The sequence below is a fragment of the Nostoc sp. 2RC genome (assembly GCF_014222165.1).
GTDB lineage: Bacteria > Cyanobacteriota > Cyanobacteriia > Cyanobacteriales > Nostocaceae > Nostoc > Nostoc linckia.
On sequence record NZ_JACKZU010000669.1, the window covers coordinates 1 to 1,732 of the forward strand.

1 pseudogene is annotated in these 1,732 nt (G+C 41.9%); it reads left to right on the forward strand.

Annotated elements, in window-relative coordinates:
* Positions 1-515 precede the first annotated feature (515 nt).
* A pseudogene (locus tag GNE10_RS34305) lies at positions 516-1,658 on the forward strand (DUF3854 domain-containing protein); the annotation flags it as partial.
* Positions 1,659-1,732: the final 74 nt, after the last annotated feature.

Genomic DNA, 1,732 nt, shown 5'->3' on the forward strand with positions numbered 1-1,732 from the left:
CCACTGCGTTGGACGGGTTCCCCGGCTTGAAGCAAGTGGCGTGAGGGAACTAGATTTTATTGTTTCCCCCCTTACCAGGGGGGGGATTAAGGGGGGTAATTAAAATCACAGTTAACCACTTTTCAAACAAACTCTTAGACTTCTAAGAGAAGTCGGGAAAAGGGGGAAAGGTTTGGTATTTTACCTTTCCCCTTTAACCTTTTCCCTTTTCCCACAAGAGTGCAGCACTCTTGTGCAAGAGGTCTATTGTCCATAACTTGTGGTTGAGATGGCGATCGCATTGCTTAATCGAAAAATGTACTGATAAATGAAAAATTTTCGCAAGCAAATATCACAATACAAAATTATTACTTCGGGGATCTACTAGGCAGAATAACCCACTAAAGTCTTAACCGATGTGTCTCCCACAACGTGGTAAAAAAAGCATCATTAAAGCATGGCAATCTTGCTTATAAGAAACTAGAAGATGCATGTTAATGTTTTAATCTCATCGTCTTGCCTTAGAGCTTTTTGCTATGCATCTGCACTATTTAGATCCCCAACACCTTGAAGAATTAGTCAAGAGTAGCGGTATAGACTTACACTTAGTGCAACTTAATTTTCAGTCACTCCAAGGTGTAGCCGCTTATGAGTATTTGTTGATTTCTGAGCTACTTCCGCGTACCAATACTGGAATGGTCAAGAGTAGTTGGTTGCAGGGTTACGCTCATGTCACCGAAGGTGGTTGGTGGTGTTCTGGACTAGACCCCTTGAAGAATTGGCAAATAATGGAATGGGGATGCTTCAAGCCAAACCAACCCCGACAAAATCGTAAAGGGAAATCCATCAAATACGAACATCCCCCCAGCACGCCAACACGGGTGTTTTGTTTGCGGGTGACATTGCAAATCTGGCAGCAAGTTGCACAGCGTTACAATTTAGCCATGCCCGATGATATCACCATTAGCCCTGATGGCGAAGCTAAGGGTTTTTGGCAATGGGTGATGGAAAAGAATATTTCCGTCATCATCTGCGAGGGAGTGAAGAAAGCAGCGACACTGTTGACGCAAGGATATGTCGCCATTGGCGTTCCTGGAATTACCAGTGGTTATCGCGTCGTTAAAGATGAATTTGGTAAAGTTACTCGTCGTCAATTGATACCCGACTTAGCCTTATTTACGGCCACAAAGCGCCGATTTTATATTTGCTTTGATTTTGAAACTCAACCCCAGAAAATTGCTGCTATTAATAATGCCATTTCCCAACTTGGTTGCTTATTCCAGAAAAAAAATTGTTCTGTGAAAGTCATCGAACTTCCAGGAAAAGAAAAAGGCGTTGATGATTTTATTGTTGCCAAAGGTGTCACTAACTTTGAAAAACTTTATCGCCAAAGTCTGGATTTAGAAATTTATCTTGCCCAAACTAAACCCCACTCTGAATTAAACATTCCTGCTGCCCTCACTTTTAACCGTCCTTATATAGGTGAAATTCCTTTTCCCACATCTGGATTAGTGGGAGTCAAATCAGCAAAAGGAACAGGTAAAACCACAGCACTAGAAAGCATTGTTCAAAAAGCCAAAAAGACAAATCAACCTGTTTTATTAATTACTCATAGAATCTTATTAGGAAGATTTTTGTGTGAAAAAATTGGCATTCAATGGGGAGTGGGGAATGGGGAGATGAGGGAGATGGGGAGAGGGGGAGATGGGGAGATGGGAAGATGGGGAGATGGTTAAAGGTTAAAGGTTAAAGG